Here is a 19292-nt window from a genome sequence, read left to right as displayed (position 1 = left end):
AAAACAATTTGATTAAAAACCTACATTCGTAACTTAAAAAGGGATATAATTTAAAGTATATTTTAATTTAGTCATGAATTTCATTTTATAAATTGTCTAATTTTTATTGTCTTTGATTATTCATTATTATAACAAAATAAGACTGGAAATGATAAATAAAGATATGACTATTTTCAAGGAGGCAGCATTATGACTAATCAACAAAGAAGATTAGAAAACTTTGATGATGCATTTCAAAATGAACCAATGCATCGCGGTAAACAATATGGTAAGAAAAAACGCTCTTGGGTAAGTATGATCATTCAATTTATCGTATTTGTACTAACAGCAATTACAGGTTATAGCATGTACAATCAACCAATCTTTAACATTGTATTCGCTAAACAAACCATCGATTTCCATCAACTTAAAAATTTCCAAGATACTGTAACTCAAGTTGGTAATATTAATATCAATTTAGGTAATATAGACCAACTACAACAATCCATTGACCGCTTATTATTGGTCTTTTACGCCTTTTTCGCTTTATGTATTATTAGTATGATTTTATCTATATTAACGATTATCTTTAATCGAAGTGCTTTAAAAGTTATTAACATGTTATTCTTGGCTATTATGTTAGTTATTACAATGTATTTTAGTTATATTATTCATACCTTAGCTGAAAAAATAGCAGATTCATTTAAACAATATTATTTATCAGTATCACCGGATCAAGTTGTGACTGAAGCTGATGCCATCCATAATGCGTTAATTTTATTAGCATGCAGTATTGGATTGTTAATCATTAGTTTATTCTTTAGAAATAGAAGAATTCGTATTAAATAATTATAAAGTGCCATTGGAGCCATCTGATTAGATGTGTACCCCGATAGCACTTTTTATTTTAAAATCTTTAAAATACTACTATAACAAACTTCGTTTCCTTTTTTGTTCGCCTTAGTTTTCCTAAGGCATAAGTGGGAGTGGGACAGAAATAATATTTTCTTAAAATTTATTTCGTTGTCCCACCCCGGCAAGGTTGACTAGAAATGAAAAGCTTGGTACAAGCATATCTTCATTTCAGTCAACTACTGCCTAAATATGAATGTAACTTGAAATATATATTTATGTCCCAGCCTGACTAAAAAAATGGGATCGATATCGAAGTCGATACCGATCCCATAAAAATCATGCCCCCACAACACAATTTTTATCATCTTCTATTTAATACTTTTATTCATTAAGTCATCTCTTAATCAATTTGTCTTAGTCTTCTGCTCTTGATTTAGCGGCTGATGCATCTGCTTTTTTCTTACTTTGTAAGAAGAAACTTAAAATAAGTGCTACTAAACTTATAATAGTTGCAATGATGAATGCATCGTTAATACCTTCTACAGAAGCTAATTTGTTAACATATTGTAATAACACTTTCATGGCACCTTGTTCGCCACCAAATTGTTGTGCTAATTCACGCATATGGTCTTGAACCATTGGATTTGTTTTATCCAATTCTTCACCAAATGCAGCAACATGATTTGTTGTTTGTGTAGTCATTACAGTAACAAGAATGGCGGTACCAATTGAACCTGCTAATTGTCTCATCGTATTTACAAATGCGTTACCATGAGAAATTAAACGCGCTGGTAATGCGTTCATACCTGCAGTCATGATAGGCATCATGATAAATGCCATACCAAATGAACGTAAAACATAAATACCCATGATTGATAAGTATGGTGTATCCATATTTAACTTAGTTAATTCCCAAGTTGCGTATGTCATAACGCCAATACCAAAAATAGCTAATGGTTTAATACCAATCGTATCAAGTAATTTACCTGCAATAGGACCTAAGGCACCCATTACTAATGCACCCGGAAGCATTAATAGACCTGAATCTAACGCTGAGAAACCACGTAGATTTTGTAAATAGATTGGTAAAAGAATCATACCACCATATAAACTCATCATAACAATCATATTAATCACTGTTGTTAGTGTATATGTTGGGTATTTTAAAACTTCTAAATTTAACATTGGTGCTTTCATTCTTAATTCTCTAATAACAAATAAGGTAATGAAAATAATACCAATGATAAACATTGAAACAATTTCAGTTGAACCCCAACCTTTATTACCAGCTTCAGAGAAACCATATAATAAAGCGCCGAACCCAATTGTACTGTAAATAATACCAGGTACATCGGCTTTAGGATTCGTTGTTCTTTGGTACAGTCTAAACCAGAAGAAACCAACTGCAATTGTAACAAGTCCGATAAAGAACATACCGTAGAACATTAAGTTCCAGTCATAATTTTGTACAATATAACCAGATAATGTTGGTCCGATTGCTGGTGCTAAAATCATGGCAATACCCATTGTTCCCATTGCTACACCACGTTTTTCTGGAGGGAAAATCGTAACAATAACATTAGAACCTAATGGCATTAAGATACCAGCACCGATAGCTTGTAAAACACGTCCTGTCATCATTATCGGGAAGTTCATTGAAATCGCACATATCAATGAACCAAATGTAAAGAGTACTAAACCTATAATAAATAGCTTTCTATAAGAATATTTATTAAATAGGAAAGCACTTATTGGTATTAAAATACCGTTAACTAACATAAATCCTGTCATTAACCATTGACCAGTTGATGCAGAAATATTAAATTCAGTATTAATTTTAGGTAAGGCAACATTTAATAAAGTTTGGTTTAAAATAGCAATAAACATACCAAATAACATTGCCGCTAAAATCTTACCTCTTGTGATACCTTTACCGAAGATAAAATCAGACTGTTGATTTTTAATCTTCTCATTAACTCTAGCCTCTTCTGAGTTAGGGTTAATTGGTTTGTGAACTTCGTCAACTTCATTCTCCTCATCTGATTTATGAGAAGTGTCTTCAGAGCGACGTAACGTCCCTTGTTCATTCTTTATAGAATCATCCGATTCATTTATAGATTCGAAATGATGTTTTCTTTTATCATCTTCAATGTGATTAGAAGTAGAACTAAAATCATTTGGAGATGATGTTTGTGACTCAGATTTTTCTAAATCACTTGCTTTAAATTTAGATTGATATGATTGACTCTCAGAACCTTTTGTTGAGCGTTGTTCCACTTTTTGGTTTTTAGATTTTTTCTTACTTTTAACGATGAAGAAATTAATCAAACCAAGAAGTATGAGCGCGATTAAAATATAAACAATAATGAAGGTCGTTGTCATTTAATGACCCCCTTAATTTTTATGAATTTTGACTTCAGCGTTCATACCTGGAACAACATTTTTAGATGGTTCAGAATCTAGAGAAATTCTAACTGGTACAACTTGTGATACTTTAGTGTAGTTACCATCACTATTAGATGAAGGCATTAATGAGAAGCTAGCTGCTGTAGCATCACCGATTTGATCGACTTTACCACTTACAGTTGCTTTTTGTCCGTCGATATCAACATCAACGTCATTACCTTTTTCAATATCAGCAACGTCTTTTTCATCAACGTTAGCAGTAATATATAAATCATCTAAATTGTACGCATAAGCGATTGGGTTCCCAGCTTGAGCCATTGAACCTTCCATACCATCTGTTTTAACGATTGTGCCGTCTTTAGGCATTTTGATGCTCATCTCTTTAGATTGACCACCTTCGCCTTGAGCTACAACTTCAGCAACTTTATCGCCTTTTTTAAGTTTCTCACCTTGTTTAACGTCAAGTGATTTAATTTCACCTGAAGCAGGGCTTGCTATTTTCATTTGTTCGCCATCTACTTTGGCGTTATCAGTACTAACATAGCTCGTTGCATTGTTCCAGAAGTAGAAACCGACTACTCCGATAACAATCAACACAATGATAGTAATGATATTAATTAATACCATTTTCTTCATGAATATATCCTCCTATTTGCTTTTAAAATTCACTTTATCTATTATAGATACATGTAGATAAAAAAAACACCGACACTTTAAAAAAATGTGTCGGATTGATGACTAAGATGACTGCTTATGAAACGAAGAGCTAAATTTAAAATTATTCAAAGTATGATAGATTTATTAGATGAATATCCATTCGACGAAATAACGATTAAAATGATCTGTGCTTATAGTGGCGTTAACCGCTCAACCTTTTATGATCATTACAAAGATAAATATGATTTATTAGAACAAATTCAAAATTATCATTTATCTAAATATTTGAAATTACTCAAGTCTTTATATAACAACTTTGAAAGTGTGCGTGTCGATAAAACTAAGTTATATAAATTCTTTTTAATTGTTACGAAATATATTAAACGTAAAGAAGCATTCTATCGAGCTATATTTATTACATATCCTAATAAAGGATTAGCAATGGAATATTTTAACGCTACTAAAGTTGCTTATGAAAATGTGATTGAAGATTATCCAAATTCAATTCAAAATAAATCATTGTTCATCACCTATTCTATCGGTGGACAAGTTGGTGTCATATTTTATTGGTTACGCAATGGTTGCAAAGAGTCTCCAGAAGTAATTGCTGAAAACCTATTAGCAAATACAATTAAATTACAAAGATAATCAAATTAAGCCAGAAAATGAGCATATATAACTCATTTTCTGGCTATTTTTTGTATCGTTACTCAAATCAATTATGATGTTCGACGTTGTAGTCTCGTATAAATAGTCTGTAAAATAATCATAATTACTGCTGTTATACTAATAATCACAACATAAGGTGTTACATTATGTTCGCCCATGACATTAACTAATGAAGACATAAGTCCTCCTAATAGAAATTGTACCAATCCTAATAAACTGGAAGCACTGCCTCGCCCTTTTGTACTTTCATCCATAGCAATTGAAAAGCCTAAACTTGCGACTGCTGTAACCGGTGCAACTAAGACAATAAATCCAATGACTAATATCCAAAAACTCAAATGATTAAGCAGTGTCATAGCTACAATCACAACGCCAAGTACTTGAATATATGTCACAATTTTTAACAATTGTCGTCTCTCTATTCGATCGACAAGTACACCCACTAATTGACTTGAAATAATTAAAGTAATGCCAATCGCTGCAAACATAATACTAAATTGTAACGCTGACATGCCATATATTTTTTGAATAATAAAAGGTGATGCTGAGATATAGGTAAATAACATAATAAATGAAAATCCTTGAATTAACATTGGTAATACAAATTTAGGTGTCGCTAATAGATGTTTAAAGTTTTTAAACATTTCTTTAATGCCGTTACTATCTTTTTCATCTTCCTGTAAAGACTCAGGCACTTTGGTTAGAGAACCAATAACCATTAATATGCCAAATACAGTTAATATAATAAATACCATTCTCCAAACGGCGAAGCTTAAAATAATACCACCAATTGCTGGAGCAATAACTGGTGCAACACCGTTTACTAACATGAGTAATGATAAAAATTTTGTTAACTCCTTACCTTTATACATATCACTGGCAATAGCTCTTGAAATAACGGAAGCTGCCCCACCTGTTACACCTTGAATAAAGCGTAACGCAATCATTACTTCGATATTAGTAACAAAGACAATACCTAAACTTGCTAATGTATAAATGAACATGGATATCCATAACGGTTTCTTTCTTCCGGTCGCATCTGATATAGGACCAGCAAATAAGTTTCCTAACGCTAACCCAATCATAAATAATGATAATGTGAGTTGTGCATTTGACGTTGTTGTATGGAAGTCATTTTTAATTTCTGGTAATCCCGGTAAAAACATATCTATAGATAATGCACCAATTGCTGTAAGTGCACCTAAGATGATTACAAATATAGGGGATTGCTTTTTCGATTGTACCTTCTGATTCATTTCTGAAACCACCTTAATATTTATTTAGTAAATGGCTAGATTTTTACATATATCAATATATTACGCTATACATTCTATTTTATGCAATTGAATATTTTTCTCCCTACATATAAAAATAGGACGCAGGTCAGTGTTCGTTATTTAAAATAAGATCACATGTCCTACGCCCATCATTACTATTTATTCGTTAGATTCTTTAATTAAATTAAAATCATTACCTTTGGATGTTTCTTCTAATTCATAATCTTTATTAATCAATTGACCATTTTCATTTATTTGTTGGATCGTCGCTTTCACTTTATCTCCACTTTGACTTGCACTTATGACTTGATTTGTTTGAAATGATACTAATTGATTATTCTCTAATTGATGTTTCATGGTGTCATATAATGAAGTGTTTTTCTTAAAGTAACTTGATATTAAATCAAAGTTATTTTCATTCATTGCTGAATTTAATGCCAATGAGTACCCACTAAAAAATTGAGTGAGTTTGTTTTTCAAACTATTTTCTTCTTTTTCTTTTTTAGCAACATATTTATCAATTTCATCACTATCGAAATCTAATGTGATTGTCGTATTATCTTTAAGTTTTGAAGCTTTAATGGTCTTAGTTTCTGATTCGAAAGTTTTATCTTTAGCTGAACCTTCAGCAGATACAGTGATATCTTTATTCTTCGGATATGGACCATACTCTTTAGAATTTGAATATGATAACGTACGATCATTAATAATCACTTTTTTTGATTTATCAGTAAGTTTAGATGCACCTTTTAATTTAATGTTGAGATGTGCTTCATCAAAATCTTCAGTCACATTGACGGTCTCACTATTTGTAACTTTAAAATCAAAGTCAAGTTTCCCACTAAACACACCATTCTTCGTTTCTTTAGTAGCATCAATACTATAATTACCTGGAATATAATGGCCTAATGGCGTTGTTTTATCCGCTTCTGCAATTACTTTTTTACGTTTACCACCGGATTTAAATTCATATTTTGTATCTACTTTCGGTTTGACAACCGGTTGTTTTGTCGGTGCATTGAAACTCATATTATCAAATATAAGATATCGTGTCCCATTTTTACTCACGCGTAACACATCTTGACCATCCCTTGTTTGAATATAAGATGCCACGCTAGAATGGCTTTTATTTAATTTATCAACTGTATTTCTGACATCTCTAATAAAGTTTTTTATTCCTACTTCTTTTTTTATATATTTAATATATGCCGAAGCTTCATCAGGATCTACCTTATTATCTTTAGTACTGAGTAATGTAGCCACTTTTTGATTATCGTCATTGTCTATCGCATTGACTAAAATTTTTGTTTGAGCATTAGGTGAATTAAAATTTCTTAATAGGAAAAATAAAATGACCAATAAGATGATAATAAAAAATATAATCGCAACTGGTACAATCTTTCTAATCTTTATATTTGTCGTTTTATTTGAAGATTGATTTGTGCTGTTTTCATGTTGTTCGCTATTACTTTGCTTACTTTTATTCTTTGTTTCTTTTTTTATTGACTGGCCACAATTTTGACAAGTGTGTGCATCCTTCTCCACAGAAGCACCACACTGAGGGCACTGTTTCATCTTATCACCTCTACTCAATTTCCAAACACTCGTCAGTTTAAAAAATATTTCCCATCTACAATTTATATCTATTGTTAAAAACGATTAATTTATTATTAATTTCAATAATTCAATCAATATACATTCTATTATTACAGATAATTTCATTATATAACTAAATGATTTCCAACAACATACATATTTAGTCTTATGACTCATCTATTATCAAATTATATTCCTAAAACTTCTATTATGTATAGTGTTTATTTAATGATATTTACGATAATTTAGAGCTGTAATTTGTCATTCGATAATTAATAACTTCTAAGATATGTCTCACTTGATCTAAATCTTCGGAAGAGAAATCTTTTGTAAAATCCATTGCGATATCATTAATCAATGTTTTACGCTTCTCCATGTAGGCCTTGCCTTTTTTAGATAAAGTTATAAACTTTAGCCTTTGATCGATATTAGCATTGGGCTTTTCTAGAACAACTAATCCTACATCTAATAATTTACTAATTCTTCTGCTTACCGCTGCTTTATTAACACCTTGTTTTTCTGTAATTTGACTTATTGTCATCGATTCATTATTAAGCATTGCTAAAACATTGGATTGTTCGACGGAAATGCCGTATTCATTTTGTAAATCTTTCAACAATTTAGCAGTTAAAGTATTTACATTATTGATAAACATTTCTAAAAATGCGATATGATCTTCTAATTGTCTAGTCATATATATATCCTCAAGACCGTGTTGATTTATATAAATTATTTATTTTTCATCCTATAAATGATATCAAGAAAAATTATAAAATGAAACCTTTAAAACAGTTTTATCACAATAACTTTTGAGTTGCTTATTTATTTACTATCAACTACATTTATATGTACATACAATATTGAGGTGCACGCGCATGATTCCTTTGATTTTAACATTACTTATCATCATGATTGTCTTGTCATTATTAATTAACCAGTACGTCACTTTGAGTGTGACAGGATTTATTTCTACTATTATATTAGGTTTCTTGAATTTAATATTTCATCTCATTACGTATAGCATTCCATATGAATTGATGGTGCTTATGCTTATTTTAATCTCATTTTGTTTATTTAAACACCATGCTATTTTGTTTAATCCGCGTGGTCGTCAATTTATTAAACAAATGGGTTTGAGCGTCATGCGCTTAACGTTATTTATTAGTGCTTGTTACTATATTATCTTTTCACCGTTACTTATTATTAATGGCATTGCATTATGGCTATGTTTGATTGGATTTACAACATTATATGCATTTCTTTGTTATCTCATATGGTCATCTGTCTTTGGTTCACGTCATTTCATTCAATCAGTTGATTTAATTATTGTATTAGGGGCAGGTATATTTACTGAAGAAGTGACACCAATGTTAAAAGAACGATTAGACCGTGCACTTGAAATTTATCATCATTCTGAACATAAGCCTCAACTACTTGTATCAGGCGGACAGGGGCCAGATGAACCTATACCAGAGTCAATCGCAATGCAACGATATTTGATTAAACAAGGCGTCCCTAATGACAATATTTTATTAGAACAACAATCTACTAATACACACACAAACTTTGTATACTCTAAAGAAATTATTCTTCAATATTTTAACAATATGCCAAAGATGGTATGTGTCACAAGTCAGTTTCATATATTGCGAGCACTCAAGTTAGCCCAAAATTTAGATATTCCAACCTATGGTGTTGGCAGTCATACGCCTTATCATTTCTTCCATATTGCTTTAATTAGAGACTTTTTAGGCGTGATGTATCAATACCGATTACTTTTAACGATATATTTTGCACTCACATTTTGGATAAGTATCATCATTTTATGGATAAAATAAAAAGTGTCTTGTATACGCTACATTTTTACGTACATAAGACACTTTTTTATAAATGTTCTATCAATTGATATACTTTGCAATCTTGCCATCTTCAAGGTAAATGACTTTATCAGCATATTCAAACAATCGTTGGTCATGTGTGACCATAATGCCACACATATCATTATTTATAATTTCCTCTTTAATCATTTTTACTACGGATAATGCTCGTTTAGCATCTAAACTAGCTGTTGGTTCATCTGCTAATAACAGTTTAGGATCATTCATCAATGCTCTCATAATCGCAACTCTTTGCTTTTGTCCACCCGATAACATATGAGGAAAGGCATTTAATTTGTCTGATAATCCAATGTCCATTAATAACTTCGACGCTCGTTGATTTGCTTCCTTTTTAGACATTCCTGCTTCTCTTCCTACAATTGTAAGTTGATCCCTCACTGATAAATAAGGCACTAAATGAGATGATTGGAATATAAATCCAATATCCGTTAAACGACGTTCAGTATTACGTCGAGTATTTGAAAATAATGGCTTTCCTTGGTAATTAATCTCTCCTTTTGTTTGGGAAAGTAAACCACCTAGAATGGATAATAAAGTAGATTTTCCTGAACCTGAAGCACCAGAAAGTATAACAAACTCTCCTGGTTCAATTGTGATATCAATATCTTTCAATACCTTTGTTTCAGTATCTCCTTTACCAAATGTTTTCACAAGATGATTAACTTGTAATGACACTATTCTCCACCTCCTATTGCTTCTATTGGATCAACCTTAACAACTTTAATAAATGATAATAATGCGCCGACTATAGCAACGATAATAAAAATACCAATCACTAAAATATAATTTATTGTATTTAAATGAAATGGCATGGTCACAGGTAAAATCATAGCAATACCAGCAATTATACCGACTGAAATGACTACGGATAATAATGTCACTATTAGAATTTGAAGTAATAAAGAAGTCAGTAAATGTCTTGTTTTGATTCCTATTGCTTTTAAAATGCCAATTTCTGATACTTTTTGAATGGTCATGACATAAAAGAAAGCACTCAGAACGATTGCTGTAATAACGAACAGACTCATCACCATCATTTTTAAAGGTGCTTGTTCAGCTTGATAACTTGCGATGTTTGCTTTCAATTCACCGGTACTCGTCACTTTGATTCCTGGAATATCGTTTATTTGCTTTTCTTCCTGTTGAGATAGTGTGTTAACAGGATAAAATAACGCATATAGTCTATTAATATCCTGGAACCCCTTTTGATTCATCAATACGATAGAGCTATGTGCATACATTGCATCATCAAGAACGCCTGTAACTTTATATGTTTGTTGATGGTGTTTGAACTGAATATCGTCCCCTATTTTAATACCTTCACCTGTCAGTTTTTGATTCACTGCAATTTGATTCTTCTTTGTAGGTAGTTGTCCTTCCTTCAAATCAAATTGCTGTTCTTGTGGAGAATACATTGTGAGTACATCTTCATCATTATTACCAGCCACTTCTAAACTTTGTATATTCATTTGAGTTGGCTTTATATTAATCACCTTATTAATTTTCATTTGCTGTTTTGATGATAGATGAGATTTTTCAATCTGAGGTTCTTTCATATCTTGAGTAATATAATGTGTTGATTTAAATTGATCGAACATAGACACATTTTCTCTAGCTAGTCCTTGTGCTAAACCACTAATAAATAACACCATTAAGCTTAATAAGACAATGATTAACATGATTAATACATATCTAAACTTATAAAATTTAATTTCATTCCATGCTAATTTCATTCATACTCGCTCCTAAACTATGTTTGTTGATAGTTGTATCATAAGAAACATTTGTGAACTGAATGTGAACTCAAGCATACATTGTTTTCTAAAATTTATTCATTGTATAATAAAGGAAAAAAGGAGTGTGGATATGAATCGTTGCCTTATTGTAGATGATGATCCTAAAATATTAAATTACGTTGTAACACATTTAGAAAAAGAACATTTCTATACATATACGCATACAAATGGTGAAGAAGCACTTCATTTTCTTGATAATCATCCAGTCGATATTGCAATCGTGGATATTATGATGCATGGGATGGATGGATTTGAATTATGTCATATGATTAAAGAAGTTTATGATTTACCAGTGATTATGTTAACGGCGAGAGATGCACTTAGTGATAAAGAACGTGCATTTATAAGTGGGACGGATGATTATTTAACTAAGCCTTTTGAAGTTAAAGAGTTGATCTATCGTATTAAGGCTGTCTTACGTCGTTACCACATCCATGCGGATGAAACATTAACGATTGGGAATTTAACGTTACATCAAGCTTATATGGAAGTAGTAGTAAATGGTAAAACGATGACATTACCTAACAAAGAATTTCAACTTTTATTTCTATTAGCTTCAAATGAAAAGCAAATATTTTCTAGGACACATCTTATCGAAAAAATATGGGGTTATGATTACGAAGGTGATGAAAGAACTATTGACGTACATATAAAACGATTGCGACAACGATTGCAGCAACTAGATTCAGACGTGACAATTAAAACAGTACGTGGTCAAGGTTATAAGGTAGAACATCATGTTTAAAACGTTATATATCAGAATCGCTGTCTATACTATTACTGTCATATTATTCAGTGCCTTTATTAGTTTTATTTTGACAAATATCTATTACCATTTTAATTTAAAGGCGTCTAATGATGCGAAAATCATGACAACGTTAAAAGAATCAAGAGATTTTGAAAGTGACAATAATAATCAACTTAATCATTATTTTAAACATCTTGGTCAGATGAATTATCAAATTATGACAGTTGATCAGGATGGTAAAAAAACATTCTATGGTGCAAAATTTAGAAAAGACAACTTATCACAACGTCATATTAAAAGTGTCTTAAATGGCAACGAATATCATGGTATTAAAAATAAGTCTTTCGAACTTTTTGTAACTGGCTTTTTCGATAATGAAACGGATAACACTGTAGGTTTACAATTTAAAAATCATCACGAAATCGTCGCTGTCTTTATGCGTCCTGATATTGGTGAAACATTTAGTGAGTTTAGATTATTTTTAGCAGTACTCTTAACTTTATTATTATTAATCTCTATTTCACTTGTCATCGCTTCAACCTATGCCATTGTTAGGCCTGTTAAACAATTAAAACAAGGTACAGAAAGATTAATGAATGGGGACTTTAACACTCCTATCAAACAGACCCGTCAAGATGAAATAGGCACACTACAATATCGCTTTGATACGATGCGTCAATCTTTAAAGCAAGTTGATGAAATGCGACAACATTTTGTTCAGAATGTATCACATGAAATTAAAACACCACTCACACACATTAGACAATCATTAGTCGATTTAGAACGCGCTAAAAGTCAAAATGAACGTCAACAAAGTATTAATCATATCTATCAAATTACAAACCAGTTGAGCGAACTAACAAAAGAATTACTATTACTTTCAGAACTAGATAATGCACAGCATTTAACATTTTCGGATTATATTCAACTCGATCAATTAATCAATCACATTGTACGACATGAACATTACGCTATCGATCAAAAATCACTTATGCTGATGTCAGATTTAGAGTCTACTTATTTCCTAGGAAATGAAAGACTGATACATCAGGCCGTTAGTAATCTTATTAGCAATGCCATCAAGTATTCTTACGATGCATCACTCATTAATATTGAATTGAAACAAATAGCTCAAGGCATTCAAATTCAAGTTACTAATCAAGGTGATATCATCGACACGTTAGAGCAATCTCATTTGTTTGAGCGCTTTTACAAGCGTAGTACAGATGACAATAGTAACGGGTTGGGTCTAGCTATTACACAATCTATAATCCAGCTCCATCACGGAAAAATACACGTTACTAGTAACCATCAAGATGGTACAACCTTTACAATTATTTTGCCCAAAAATATATAATACTTTCACAAATGAGCAATAAAGCTATGTGGTTATTATCTTTGATAATTAACCACATAGCTTTATATATTAACCGCTTATCTTTATTTATCCTTTTCCAAATAATTATTATGTTTTAATGATTGATATAGAGGAGGTTACACCTGTGCAATTAAAATTATTTATTAGCCCCACTGAACGAAAGCAATTTGTAGAAATCCATTCACCACAAATGGATAAAAGTGTACAAAAAATAATTCAAACTGTTGAAGACATTGATCGTTTAACCGAAATAAATGGCAAATTAGATGAAGATATATTCCAACTAAAAATTGAAGATATCGCTAGCTTCCGTACTCAACAAAAACAAGTTGTAGCAGTATCCAATGGCAAAGTTTTCAATACTAAATACCGACTATATGAGTTAGAAGAACAACTCCCAAACACTTTCATTCGTATATCTAAGTCTGAAATTGTTAATCAACATGCCATTATTAAACTACAATTAGAAGCAAACGGATTAATACGTATGTATTTAAAGAACTTAGACGATGATTACACTTATTCCTCTAGAAGATATTTAAAATCAATTAAGGAGAGATTATCATTATGAAAAATATTTATAAATCCCTTTTCATTAGTTTAATGATTGGATTATTGCTTTCTAATTTTTTCAGTTTTCTCTATGCTAATGGACACTATCATCCATTGTCACCGTCTTCAACAATGGGCACAATTTATTACCATCATTTTTCAGAGCCTATCATTATGTTAATATCAATGTCTATTTGGATGCTAATAGGTCTTTTATTTTCATTTAATAGCCTAATATTCAATGCTACTGATTGGAGTATTACAAAATCTACATTTGTTCATTTTATATGTAGTTATTTTCCATTTACTATCCTTGCAATCTTAGCAGGTTGGTTCCCCTTAAAAATGATGAGTTTAGTTTCATACACCATCATTTTCATAGGCATCTACATCTTGATATGGTTTATAAGTTACTTAAAAACAAAAAAAGAAATCAAAAACATTAATGAAAAGCTTATCAAATTTAATTCTAATCATTAATAAAAACGCCTCTCTTACTAGTAGTTGATCTACTTATAAGAGAGGCGCTTTCCTTTTATTATTTAACTTTTAAATATTTAACAATTTCTTTATTTACTGCGTGATACACATCTTCATGTTCTGATAAGTTTAAACCGAATGAAGGTACCATTTCTTTAATAGCTGGTTCCCATGATTTAAAGTCATCTTTATAACATCTTTGAAGGACGTCAAACATGATATCTACAGCTGTGGATGCACCTGGTGATGCACCAAGTAGCGCTGCTAATGTGCCATCTTCTGACGTAATCACTTCTGTACCAAATTGTAGGTTTCCTTTGGCATCTTTAGTATCTTTAATCACTTGTACACGTTGACCTGCAGTAATGACTTCCCAATCTTCATCTTTAGCATTTGGTAAGAAAACTCGTAAGTCGTCAACTCTTTCTTCGTTTGAAAGCATTAATTGTGATACTAAATATTTAGTTAAATCAAACTCCTTAACACCTGCTGATAACATCGTTACGATATTATTTGGTTTTACTGATTTAATTAAATCTAAGTATGAACCTGTTTTTAAGAATTTAGGTGAGAAACCTGCAAATGGTCCAAATAGTAATGAACGTTCGCCATTCACAAATCGAGTATCTAAGTGCGGTACAGACATAGGTGGTGCTCCCACTTCTGCTTTACCATACACTTTCGCATGATGGCGATTAATTACATCAGGATTTTTACATCTTAAGAATAATCCACTTACCGGGAACCCTCCGATATGTTTAGATTCTTTGATACCTGTTTTTTGCAGTAATGGTAAGCTTGCACCGCCTGCACCAATAAATACAAAGTCAGTTTCATAAGTTGTTACTTGATTATTAGTTAAATTTTTTACTTCAACTAACCAAGTCCCATTACTTTGTTTTTTAATATCTAACACTTCGTGTTTATATTGAATTTCAACATTCTTTTGTTGTAAATTACTGAATAATTTTTTAGTTAAAGCACCGAAGTTAACATCTGTACCAGTTTCATCATAAGTAATTGCAACTGGTTCGTCATCTGTTCTACCTTCCATCATCAACGGTACCCATTCAGCAATTTTATTTCTATCTTCAGAAATTTCCATTTTACCGAATAATACATTTTTTTGAAGACTTTCTACACGACGTTTCAAGAATTCAATATTGTTTGTACCTTTAACGAAGCTCATATGTGGTACTGATTGGATAAAGTTTTCAGGATTTTCTAACTGACCTGTTCTAACTAAATATGCCCAAAATTGTTTAGAAATTTGGAATTGTTCATTGATTTTAATCGCTTTACTAATATCTACAGATCCATCTTTACCTTCTTTGGTATAGTTCAACTCACATAATGCTGAATGCCCTGTACCAGCATTATTCCATACATTTGAACTTTCTTCGCCAGGTTGATTTAACTTTTCAAATACTTTGATTTCTTTATCAGGCGTTAATTCTTTTAATAATGTTCCTAGTGTTGCACTCATAATACCGCCACCAATTAAGATGACGTCTGTTTTGCTATGTTGTGTACTCATAACAAATACAGTCCCCCTTTTTAGTTGATTAATGAAACATCAAATGATCTAGACTTATATTAAAGCGCTTTCTAATTAGATAAAAAAATAAAATCAATAATGTTTTTCTTTTCTAAACATCATGTCGTCTTGGTTTTATTATTCATGAAATCTAGTCATAATCACTCAATCCATTACCTAAAACATGACACTTAAAACATTTTATATTGTACCATAACATGACTATTTTAATGAAAACAATCACCTATTGTACAATATAATTACAATTAATCATCTTAGGATAATTAAATTGAAATTAATATATATCTATATTTCAACCAAATAGATGTTTTCTAAATATTGGTAATATATCTATTTTAACATATTCGTTTATCTATTTCGTAATCTATGTCATGATATAATAATTAAAAATTCACAAAATATAAGAGGTGTTCAAATGAAGTCGTTCACATTTTTCATGCATAATATCTATGCCATGGGCGGTACAGTTAAATCGATTTCACAACTAGCTAACACATTAGCTGAAAAGGGTCATCCTGTTACGATTATTTCTGTCTTTAGAGGCAATGATCAACCTTATTTCAACTTACACAAAGACATCAAAGTACAAGATTTAGTTGATTATCGTTTAAAACCAACTCATTTTAATGCTATTTTAGCAAATCGAATAAGAAAATATACACCCTTGTTAAAGCCTAAACATTTATCTCAATATGAACCTGGATTAAATCAATTTTCAAGTTATGTTGAGAAAAAGATGATAAAAGCTATCAAACGTGTATCAACGGATGTCCTAATTGGTACAAGAGCAAGTTTTAATATCTTAATTGCTAAATATCAGAATAAAAATGTCACTACCGTTGCTATGGAACATATGAATTTTAATGCACATGAGCAAAAATTCCAAAATCAAATCATTAATGCCTACCGTGATGTTAATAAAATCACTACGTTAACTTCAGCCGATCAATCCATATATCAATCCAAACTAAAAACGCCCGTTTATGTAGTGCCAAATATTGCTAATAATAAACGTATCGCTGCTCAAAAGAAAAATATTATTCTTGCAGCAGGCAGATTGGAATACGAAAAAGGATTTGACCTCTTATTAGAAAGTATCAGATTAATTCAAGATGACTTAAGACATTTAAACTATGAATTACATTTATATGGTGATGGACAAGAGAAAGAACATTTAAAACAATTTATCGACCAATATCAATTACAAGATATTGTACACCTTTATCCTGCCACACCATCACTTAATCAAAAGTTAGCTCAAAGTAAAATCACTGTTATACCATCTAGAAACGAAGGATTTGGAATGGTGATATTAGAAGCTATGGCACAAGATAACTTTGTCATTAGTTTCGATGGTAATACTGGTCCTGATTCAATCATTAAAAGTGGTAAGAATGGTTACTTAGTAACTCATGATGATACATCACAACTTGCTAAACGTATCGATCTAACGATGCATAATGATGAGGAACTACAACACATCATTCAAGAAGGACATGAAACACTGAAATCATATTCTGCAGAAGCCGTATACCACGACTTCATGAATATGTTCACTTAACATATAAACTTCTAAAATAAAAACTGATTTCTCGAAAATCGAGAAATCAGTTTTTAAATGCTTCTTTAATTTGTTCTTATAATATTACTGATAAGATAAATGTCCAAATACAAATGAATATGAGTAATCCAACACTGTATCTTAGAGTCATTTTTAATAGTTCTGATTCTTTACCTACTTCTTTAACAGCTGCAGTTGCAATAGCAATGGATTGAGGAGAAATCAATTTCGCTGCTACACCACCAACTGTATTAGAAGCAACCAATAATGAACCACTCGTACCAATTTGTTGTGCTACAGAAGCTTGAATAGGTGCAAAAAGTGAGTTGTTATTCACAACTGAACCTGTCATAAATACACCAATCCAACCTAGTATTGGAGATAGTAATGGGAATACATCGCCTGTTTTTGCAATTCCTTGACCCATAGCACTACTTAGACCACCATATGTTGTAATTTTAGAGATAGCTAAAATAAAGCAAATTGTTAATATTGGTAACCATAATTCTTTAAATGTTACACCGAATAAACGCCCTGCATCACCAAAACCAACTTTTTTAGACATCAATACTGTAATAATAATGGTAATTAAAATCGCTGTACCTGTTTGTCCAATCAGGTTCAATGATAATGTAATTGGTTTATGTGCCACTTCACTAAATGTTCCTGGTAAATTAAAGTTTAATACTAAGCTTGATAACTTACCTTTAGGTAAGAATAAATTTTTGAATGATGGTGCGCTCCAAATCATAACAATGATCGTTAAAATGACAAATGGACTCCACGCATATAATATTGATTTAGCACTGTGGTGTTTTACTGGTTCAGGTTTTACGTCTTTTTGAACTCTAAACGTATGTTTAGGTTGGAATTTTCTAGAGAATAATGCTAAAGCTAACATTGATGCTAATGGTGGAATAATATCTGCTAATTCCGGTCCATTAAATACTGTTAATAAAGCTTGTAACACAGTATAAGTAATAGATACAACTAAGATTGAAGGTAATGTTTCTTTAATCCCTTTGAATCCATCAATGATAAAGATTAATAAAAACGGAATAAAGAAGTTGATAATAACTAATGTAAATACGGATGTTTGAGAAACGCCCATAGCTGATACATCACCAGGTAAATGTAAAGTATCAATAACTCCAACTGGAATACCAATAGCTCCAAATGCACCTGAAGCTGCGTTTGCAACTAAACATAACATAGCAGCTTGTAATGGTTTGAAGCCTAATTGCGCTAATAATAATGCACAAATCGCAATAGGAACCCCAAATCCAGCAGCCCCTTCTAAAAAGGCATTAAATGAGAATCCAATTAATAACAATTGAATACGTTGGTCTTGCGAAATGCTCGTAATGCTATCTTGAATCGTTGAGAACTGTCCAGATTCTAATGTGATTTTATACAGTAATACTGCCATCATAACAATATAACCAATAGGGATAATACCTTGGAAGAAACCTTCCACAACTGCGCCTGAAGCAATACCTACTGGAAGTTTAAAGAACGGAATAGCGATTAACAGTGTTACAACTAAAGTTGTCACTGCCGCATATATCCCTTTCATTTTAAAAACAGTTAAACATAATAAAAACAGGATAATTGGAATTGCAGCAATAATACTAGATAACACTAAGTTATCAAATGGATTGAATGAATTTACTAACATAGTTTGACTCTTCCTTTACTATAAATTTTGTTGTCTCTAGCTAGATTTATATCAAAATTAAATTATTGAATATCTGTAATTGTGATTCTTCATTAATATTTATCCATTTATACTTGTGAACTTTTTCACAATTAAAATATATCATCTTCTAGTTAAAATTACAACATTGTTTTTATAGTTTTTCTCAATTATTTTATAATATTC

At 31.2% G+C, this 19292-nt stretch carries 17 protein-coding genes; 8 read left to right on the top strand and 9 right to left on the bottom strand.

Features of this window, described 5'->3' with window-relative positions; translation table 11 throughout:
* The first annotated feature begins 189 nt into the window (after positions 1 to 189).
* Positions 190 to 828 carry a hypothetical protein gene (locus ssp1_RS02750; protein ID WP_075778168.1) on the top strand — a complete coding sequence of 213 codons (639 nt, stop codon included), beginning with the start codon at positions 190 to 192 and terminating at the stop codon, positions 826 to 828.
* A 420-nt stretch (positions 829 to 1248) separates the two neighbouring features.
* Here ssp1_RS02750 and ssp1_RS02745 read toward each other — a convergent pair whose 3' ends face one another.
* Both ssp1_RS02745 and ssp1_RS02740 read right to left on the bottom strand, forming a co-directional pair.
* Positions 1249 to 3216 carry a DHA2 family efflux MFS transporter permease subunit gene (locus tag ssp1_RS02745; RefSeq protein WP_107535880.1) on the bottom strand — a complete coding sequence of 656 codons (1968 nt, stop codon included), beginning with the start codon at positions 3214 to 3216 and terminating at the stop codon, positions 1249 to 1251.
* Between the two features lie 12 nt (positions 3217 to 3228).
* Positions 3229 to 3876 (bottom strand): HlyD family secretion protein, encoded by a 648-nt coding sequence (locus ssp1_RS02740; RefSeq protein WP_075778166.1) that lies wholly within the window; start codon positions 3874 to 3876, stop codon positions 3229 to 3231.
* Positions 3877 to 3993: 117 nt separating this feature from the next.
* Between ssp1_RS02740 and ssp1_RS02735 the strand changes: the two genes are divergently transcribed.
* Complete coding sequence (locus ssp1_RS02735; protein WP_002452397.1) at positions 3994 to 4545, top strand: TetR/AcrR family transcriptional regulator; 552 nt, start codon at positions 3994 to 3996, stop codon at positions 4543 to 4545.
* Between the two features lie 71 nt (positions 4546 to 4616).
* Here the strand turns inward: ssp1_RS02735 and ssp1_RS02730 are convergent, their stop codons facing one another.
* The 3 genes from ssp1_RS02730 to ssp1_RS02720 all read right to left on the bottom strand — a co-directional run bounded on the left by ssp1_RS02730 (position 4617) and on the right by ssp1_RS02720 (position 8133).
* Positions 4617 to 5822, bottom strand: a complete 1206-nt coding sequence (locus ssp1_RS02730) for a putative multidrug effflux MFS transporter TcaB (RefSeq protein WP_002452398.1) — start codon at positions 5820 to 5822, stop codon at positions 4617 to 4619.
* 180 nt (positions 5823 to 6002) lie between these two features.
* The gene (locus ssp1_RS02725; RefSeq protein WP_075778165.1) at positions 6003 to 7418 is read right to left on the bottom strand and encodes a membrane-associated protein TcaA; all 1416 of its coding nucleotides are present in this window, start codon (positions 7416 to 7418) and stop codon (positions 6003 to 6005) included.
* 256 nt (positions 7419 to 7674) lie between these two features.
* Positions 7675 to 8133 (bottom strand): MarR family transcriptional regulator TcaR, encoded by a 459-nt coding sequence (locus tag ssp1_RS02720; RefSeq protein WP_075778164.1) that lies wholly within the window; start codon positions 8131 to 8133, stop codon positions 7675 to 7677.
* Positions 8134 to 8314: 181 nt separating this feature from the next.
* On the opposite strand from ssp1_RS02720, the gene ssp1_RS02715 reads away from it, so the two are divergent.
* Positions 8315 to 9277, top strand: coding sequence for a YdcF family protein (locus ssp1_RS02715; protein WP_075778163.1), 963 nt, complete (start codon positions 8315 to 8317; stop codon positions 9275 to 9277).
* 60 nt (positions 9278 to 9337) lie between these two features.
* On the opposite strand, the gene ssp1_RS02710 is transcribed toward ssp1_RS02715, so the two are convergent.
* Positions 9338 to 10012: an ABC transporter ATP-binding protein gene (locus ssp1_RS02710; RefSeq protein ID WP_107546632.1), complete on the bottom strand. Its 675-nt coding sequence runs from the start codon at positions 10010 to 10012 to the stop codon at positions 9338 to 9340.
* Positions 10012 to 11070, bottom strand: coding sequence for an ABC transporter permease (locus tag ssp1_RS02705; protein ID WP_075778161.1), 1059 nt, complete (start codon positions 11068 to 11070; stop codon positions 10012 to 10014). Before ssp1_RS02705 ends, ssp1_RS02710 begins: the two co-directional genes overlap by 1 nt.
* Before the next feature lie 133 nt (positions 11071 to 11203).
* On the opposite strand from ssp1_RS02705, the gene ssp1_RS02700 reads away from it, so the two are divergent.
* From ssp1_RS02700 to ssp1_RS02685, 4 genes are all read left to right on the top strand, one after another.
* Complete coding sequence (locus ssp1_RS02700) at positions 11204 to 11878, top strand: response regulator transcription factor (RefSeq protein WP_002452404.1); 675 nt, start codon at positions 11204 to 11206, stop codon at positions 11876 to 11878.
* Positions 11871 to 13238, top strand: coding sequence for a sensor histidine kinase (locus ssp1_RS02695; RefSeq protein WP_075778160.1), 1368 nt, complete (start codon positions 11871 to 11873; stop codon positions 13236 to 13238). The genes ssp1_RS02700 and ssp1_RS02695 overlap by 8 nt, the downstream gene beginning before the upstream one ends.
* 145 nt (positions 13239 to 13383) lie before the next feature.
* Positions 13384 to 13830 (top strand): LytTR family DNA-binding domain-containing protein, encoded by a 447-nt coding sequence (locus ssp1_RS02690; protein ID WP_049424873.1) that lies wholly within the window; start codon positions 13384 to 13386, stop codon positions 13828 to 13830.
* Positions 13827 to 14291, top strand: a complete 465-nt coding sequence (locus tag ssp1_RS02685) for a DUF3021 domain-containing protein (RefSeq protein WP_002452407.1) — start codon at positions 13827 to 13829, stop codon at positions 14289 to 14291. The genes ssp1_RS02690 and ssp1_RS02685 overlap by 4 nt, the downstream gene beginning before the upstream one ends.
* 58 nt (positions 14292 to 14349) lie before the next feature.
* Here the strand turns inward: ssp1_RS02685 and mqo are convergent, their stop codons facing one another.
* Positions 14350 to 15828, bottom strand: a complete 1479-nt coding sequence (gene mqo / locus ssp1_RS02680; protein ID WP_002452408.1) for a malate dehydrogenase (quinone) — start codon at positions 15826 to 15828, stop codon at positions 14350 to 14352.
* A gap of 436 nt (positions 15829 to 16264) precedes the next feature.
* Here mqo and ssp1_RS02675 point away from each other — a divergent pair, with 436 nt between their 5' ends.
* Positions 16265 to 17410 (top strand): glycosyltransferase family 4 protein, encoded by a 1146-nt coding sequence (locus ssp1_RS02675; protein ID WP_075778159.1) that lies wholly within the window; start codon positions 16265 to 16267, stop codon positions 17408 to 17410.
* Between the two features lie 76 nt (positions 17411 to 17486).
* Here ssp1_RS02675 and ssp1_RS02670 read toward each other — a convergent pair whose 3' ends face one another.
* Positions 17487 to 19088 (bottom strand): L-lactate permease, encoded by a 1602-nt coding sequence (locus ssp1_RS02670; protein ID WP_002452410.1) that lies wholly within the window; start codon positions 19086 to 19088, stop codon positions 17487 to 17489.
* Positions 19089 to 19292: the final 204 nt, after the last annotated feature.

This window comes from Staphylococcus sp. M0911, assembly GCF_003491325.1.
Classification (GTDB): Bacteria; Bacillota; Bacilli; order Staphylococcales; family Staphylococcaceae; genus Staphylococcus; species Staphylococcus warneri_A.
This window is presented reverse-complemented; position numbering and strand designations above follow the sequence as displayed.